This window comes from Arthrobacter sp. AL12 (genome assembly GCF_029960645.1).
Lineage (GTDB): Bacteria > Actinomycetota > Actinomycetes > Actinomycetales > Micrococcaceae > Arthrobacter.
The window spans coordinates 1-5,812 of the sequence record NZ_JASBQY010000033.1; the positions used below are offsets into that span (position 1 = coordinate 1).

The following is a 5,812-nucleotide window of genomic DNA, read 5'->3' on the forward strand; positions in this document are numbered from 1 at the left end:
TGTGTCTGTTGTTTGAGAACTCAATAGTGTGCCAAGTTTGTTGATACCAATTTATTGTATTGAATTGGTTGAATTGACCAGTGCCCGCCACCCCGTGGTGTGGTCTGGTTTTTACAGCTGGTTTCAAATTTTGTGCATTGTGTGCATCCCGTTTTCCCGGGGGCGCATGGTGTGTCTGTTTTACTTCAACGGAGAGTTTGATCCTGGCTCAGGATGAACGCTGGCGGCGTGCTTAACACATGCAAGTCGAACGATGATCCCAGCTTGCTGGGGGATTAGTGGCGAACGGGTGAGTAACACGTGAGTAACCTGCCCTTAACTCTGGGATAAGCCTGGGAAACTGGGTCTAATACCGGATATGACTCCTCATCGCATGGTGGGGGGTGGAAAGCTTTATTGTGGTTTTGGATGGACTCGCGGCCTATCAGCTTGTTGGTGAGGTAATGGCTCACCAAGGCGACGACGGGTAGCCGGCCTGAGAGGGTGACCGGCCACACTGGGACTGAGACACGGCCCAGACTCCTACGGGAGGCAGCAGTGGGGAATATTGCACAATGGGCGAAAGCCTGATGCAGCGACGCCGCGTGAGGGATGACGGCCTTCGGGTTGTAAACCTCTTTCAGTAGGGAAGAAGCGAAAGTGACGGTACCTGCAGAAGAAGCGCCGGCTAACTACGTGCCAGCAGCCGCGGTAATACGTAGGGCGCAAGCGTTATCCGGAATTATTGGGCGTAAAGAGCTCGTAGGCGGTTTGTCGCGTCTGCCGTGAAAGTCCGGGGCTCAACTCCGGATCTGCGGTGGGTACGGGCAGACTAGAGTGATGTAGGGGAGACTGGAATTCCTGGTGTAGCGGTGAAATGCGCAGATATCAGGAGGAACACCGATGGCGAAGGCAGGTCTCTGGGCATTAACTGACGCTGAGGAGCGAAAGCATGGGGAGCGAACAGGATTAGATACCCTGGTAGTCCATGCCGTAAACGTTGGGCACTAGGTGTGGGGGACATTCCACGTTTTCCGTACCGTAGCTAACGCATTAAGTGCCCCGCCTGGGGAGTACGGCCGCAAGGCTAAAACTCAAAGGAATTGACGGGGGCCCGCACAAGCGGCGGAGCATGCGGATTAATTCGATGCAACGCGAAGAACCTTACCAAGGCTTGACATGAACCGGAAACACCTGGAAACAGGTGCCCCGCTTGCGGTCGGTTTACAGGTGGTGCATGGTTGTCGTCAGCTCGTGTCGTGAGATGTTGGGTTAAGTCCCGCAACGAGCGCAACCCTCGTTCTATGTTGCCAGCGCGTTATGGCGGGGACTCATAGGAGACTGCCGGGGTCAACTCGGAGGAAGGTGGGGACGACGTCAAATCATCATGCCCCTTATGTCTTGGGCTTCACGCATGCTACAATGGCCGGTACAAAGGGTTGCGATACTGTGAGGTGGAGCTAATCCCAAAAAGCCGGTCTCAGTTCGGATTGGGGTCTGCAACTCGACCCCATGAAGTCGGAGTCGCTAGTAATCGCAGATCAGCAACGCTGCGGTGAATACGTTCCCGGGCCTTGTACACACCGCCCGTCAAGTCACGAAAGTTGGTAACACCCGAAGCCGGTGGCCTAACCCCTTGTGGGAGGGAGCTGTCGAAGGTGGGACTGGCGATTGGGACTAAGTCGTAACAAGGTAGCCGTACCGGAAGGTGCGGCTGGATCACCTCCTTTCTAAGGAGCACCTACGGTCACCTTGCCCCGCGTATGTGGGTGTGGAGGGGCCGTCAGGAGTACGCCCGTTGCGCAGACGATAGTTCTGCGGCGGGTGCTCACGGGTGGAATATCAGCAAATAGCGGCCGCCGGTTTTTCCCCGGCACCCAGTACGGATACTTACCCTTTGGGGTGGTGGTCCTGGAACGGTGTCAGGGAGGGTACGGGCGGTTTAGTGTTTGGCACACTGTTGGGTCCTGAGGCAACAGGACCATGGCATCGGGCTTTTTCGCGGTGGTGTCCCTTACGGGGGGCGCCGGGCGGGGGGGTGCGGTGGTGTGGGTTTTGTTTGTTTCTGGTTTCCTGGCTGCACTAAGCACGCACGGTGGCTTCTTCTTTGGAAGGGGTGGTGTGTGGGGTGTGTGGTATGGGGTTGTTGTTTGAGAACTACATAGTGGACGCGAGCATCTTTTATAAGAAGCAATTTCCAAGATATATGAACCTGGATCTGTCGCTGTTGTCTGGTTGTGCCTTTTGGGGTGCGGCCTGGTGGTGGTGGTGGTTTTCATGGTTCTCTCGAAAGAATAGCGTTTTATTGATCTTTTGTGGTCAAGTTTTTAAGAGCACACGGTGGATGCCTTGGCATTAGGAGCCGAAGAAGGACGTAGGAATCTGCGATAAGCCTGGGGGAGTCGATAACCGGACTGTGATCCCAGGGTGTCCGAATGGGGAAACCCCGCCAGGGGCGCGAGCTGCCTGGTGACCCGCATCTGAACACATAGGGTGCGTGGAGGGAACGCGGGGAAGTGAAACATCTCAGTACCCGCAGGAAGAGAAAACAATAGTGATTCCGTCAGTAGTGGCGAGCGAACGCGGATCAGGCTAAACCGTTCCATGTGTGATAGCCGGCGGGCGTTGCATGGTCGGGGTTGTGGGACTTCCCATTCTGTCTCTGCCGGGACAGTGGGGTGTGTAGTACAGGCATAGGTGAACGGTCTTGAAAGGCCGGCCAGAGAGGGTGTGAGCCCCGTAACCGAAATGTTGTGTACCGCCCGGGGAGTATCCCAAGTAGCACGGGGCCCGAGAAATCCCGTGTGAATCTGTCAGGACCACCTGATAAGCCTAAATACTCCCTAATGACCGATAGCGGACCAGTACCGTGAGGGAAAGGTGAAAAGTACCCCGGGAGGGGAGTGAAACAGTACCTGAAACCGTGTGCTTACAATCCGTCGGAGCAGTCGCGATTTATCGCAAGTTACTGTGACGGCGTGCCTTTTGAAGAATGAGCCTGCGAGTTAGTGTTACGTCGCGAGGTTAACCCGTGTGGGGAAGCCGTAGCGAAAGCGAGTCTGAATAGGGCGTTGCAGTGGCGTGATCTAGACCCGAAGCGAAGTGATCTACCCATGGCCAGGTTGAAGCGACGGTAAGACGTCGTGGAGGACCGAACCCACTTCAGTTGAAAATGGAGGGGATGAGCTGTGGGTAGGGGTGAAAGGCCAATCAAACTTCGTGATAGCTGGTTCTCCCCGAAATGCATTTAGGTGCAGCGTTGCGTGTTTCTTACCGGAGGTAGAGCTACTGGATGGCTAATGGGCCCTACAAGGTTACTGACGTCAGCCAAACTCCGAATGCCGGTAAGTGAGAGCGCAGCAGTGAGACTGTGGGGGATAAGCTTCATAGTCGAGAGGGAAACAGCCCAGACCACCAACTAAGGCCCCTAAGCGTGTGCTAAGTGGGAAAGGATGTGGAGTTGCGAAGACAACCAGGAGGTTGGCTTAGAAGCAGCCATCCTTAAAAGAGTGCGTAATAGCTCACTGGTCAAGTGATTCCGCGCCGACAATGTAGCGGGGCTCAAGTACACCGCCGAAGTTGTGGATTTCAGATATTAGCTAAGCCGCCCCTTGTGGGTTGGTTCAGGCGTCTGGAGTGGTAGGGGAGCGTCGTGTGGGCAGTGAAGTCGCGGTGTAAACCAGCGGTGGAGCCTACACGAGTGAGAATGCAGGCATGAGTAGCGAAAGACGGGTGAGAAACCCGTCCGCCGAATGATCAAGGGTTCCAGGGTCAAGCTAATCTGCCCTGGGTAAGTCGGGACCTAAGGCGAGGCCGACAGGCGTAGTCGATGGACAACGGGTTGATATTCCCGTACCGGCGAAAAACCGCCCATGCTGAACAGGGGATACTAACCGCCCGAAGCCTGCCCGACACCCCTTGTGGGTGAAGGGTTTTGGTGGAGCGCGGGACCTGATCCTGGGAGGCAAGCGTATTAACAGGTGTGACGCAGGAAGGTAGCCGAGCCGGGCGATGGTTGTCCCGGTCTAAGGATGTAGGGCGAACGGTAGGCAAATCCGCCGTTCATGATGCCTGAGACCCGATGGGACTCCCGTAAGGGGGGATTCGGTGATCCTATGCTGCCTAGAAAAGCATCGACGCGAGGTTTTAGCCGCCCGTACCCCAAACCGACACAGGTGATCAGGTAGAGAATACTAAGGCGATCGAGAGAATTATGGTTAAGGAACTCGGCAAAATGCCCCCGTAACTTCGGGAGAAGGGGGGCCCCCATCGTGATGGACACTAGCTGTCCGGAGCGTGCAGGGGCCGCAGAGACCAGGGGGAAGCGACTGTTTACTAAAAACACAGGTCCGTGCGAAGTCGCAAGACGATGTATACGGACTGACTCCTGCCCGGTGCTGGAAGGTTAAGAGGACCGGTTAGCCGCAAGGCGAAGCTGAGAATTCAAGCCCCAGTAAACGGCGGTGGTAACTATAACCATCCTAAGGTAGCGAAATTCCTTGTCGGGTAAGTTCCGACCTGCACGAATGGAGTAACGACTTCCCCGCTGTCTCAACCATAAACTCGGCGAAATTGCAGTACGAGTAAAGATGCTCGTTACGCGCAGCAGGACGGAAAGACCCCGAGACCTTTACTATAGTTTGGTATTGGTGTTCGGAGTGGCTTGTGTAGGATAGGTGGGAGACGTTGAAGCCCGGACGCCAGTTCGGGTGGAGTCATCGTTGAAATACCACTCTGGTCACTTTGGACATCTAACTTCGGCCCGTAATCCGGGTCAGGGACAGTGCCTGATGGGTAGTTTAACTGGGGCGGTTGCCTCCTAAAAAGTAACGGAGGCGCCCAAAGGTTCCCTCAGCCTGGTTGGCAATCAGGTGTCGAGTGTAAGTGCACAAGGGAGCTTGACTGTGAGAGAGACATCTCGAGCAGGGACGAAAGTCGGGACTAGTGATCCGGCGGTACATTGTGGAATGGCCGTCGCTCAACGGATAAAAGGTACCTCGGGGATAACAGGCTGATCTTGCCCAAGAGTCCATATCGACGGCATGGTTTGGCACCTCGATGTCGGCTCGTCGCATCCTGGGGCTGGAGTAGGTCCCAAGGGTTGGGCTGTTCGCCCATTAAAGCGGTACGCGAGCTGGGTTTAGAACGTCGTGAGACAGTTCGGTCCCTATCCGCTGCGCGCGCAGGAAATTTGAGAAGGGCTGTCCTTAGTACGAGAGGACCGGGACGGACGAACCTCTGGTGTGTCAGTTGTACTGCCAAGTGCACCGCTGATTAGCTACGTTCGGATGGGATAACCGCTGAAAGCATCTAAGCGGGAAGCTCGCTTCGAGATGAGATTTCCATACACCTTGTGTGTGAGAGGCCCCCAGCCAGACCACTGGGTTGATAGGCCGGATGTGGAAGCGAGGACTAACGACTCGTGAAGCTGACCGGTACTAATAGGCCGATAACTTACACCACACACCCCCTTTCGTGAACGGATTCAAAAGACGTTCACACCATGAAAAGGGGTAAAGATAACAAGACTGCTTGCGTCCACTATGTGGTTCCCAAACAACAAACCCGTCACCAAACGGATCGTTGTTCCAGGGAACAAAACCACAACACAATAAACAACACCACAGTTGTAACCACCACAGATTTCCCACCACCACACCCCCCAGGGTGCGGACGGAACGGGAGCAAGGGTTACGGCGGTCATAGCGTGGGGGAAACGCCCGGTCCCATTCCGAACCCGGAAGCTAAGACCCACAGCGCCGATGGTACTGCACCCGGGAGGGTGTGGGAGAGTAGGTCACCGCCGGAACATCATTAAACGGTCGAGAGCCCC

3 rRNA genes are annotated in these 5,812 nt (G+C 55.5%); all 3 read left to right on the forward strand.

The features are described from left to right. Positions 1-185 precede the first annotated feature (185 nt). The 3 genes from QK291_RS18890 (at position 186) to rrf (ending at position 5,788) form a co-directional block, all read left to right on the forward strand. Positions 186-1,709 (forward strand): 16S ribosomal RNA (locus QK291_RS18890). A gap of 587 nt (positions 1,710-2,296) precedes the next feature. Continuing rightward, positions 2,297-5,442, forward strand: a 23S ribosomal RNA gene (locus QK291_RS18895). A gap of 229 nt (positions 5,443-5,671) precedes the next feature. Further along, positions 5,672-5,788: ribosomal RNA gene (rrf, locus tag QK291_RS18900) — 5S ribosomal RNA — on the forward strand. The 16S, 23S and 5S rRNA genes sit together here, the layout of an rRNA operon. Positions 5,789-5,812 lie beyond the last annotated feature (24 nt).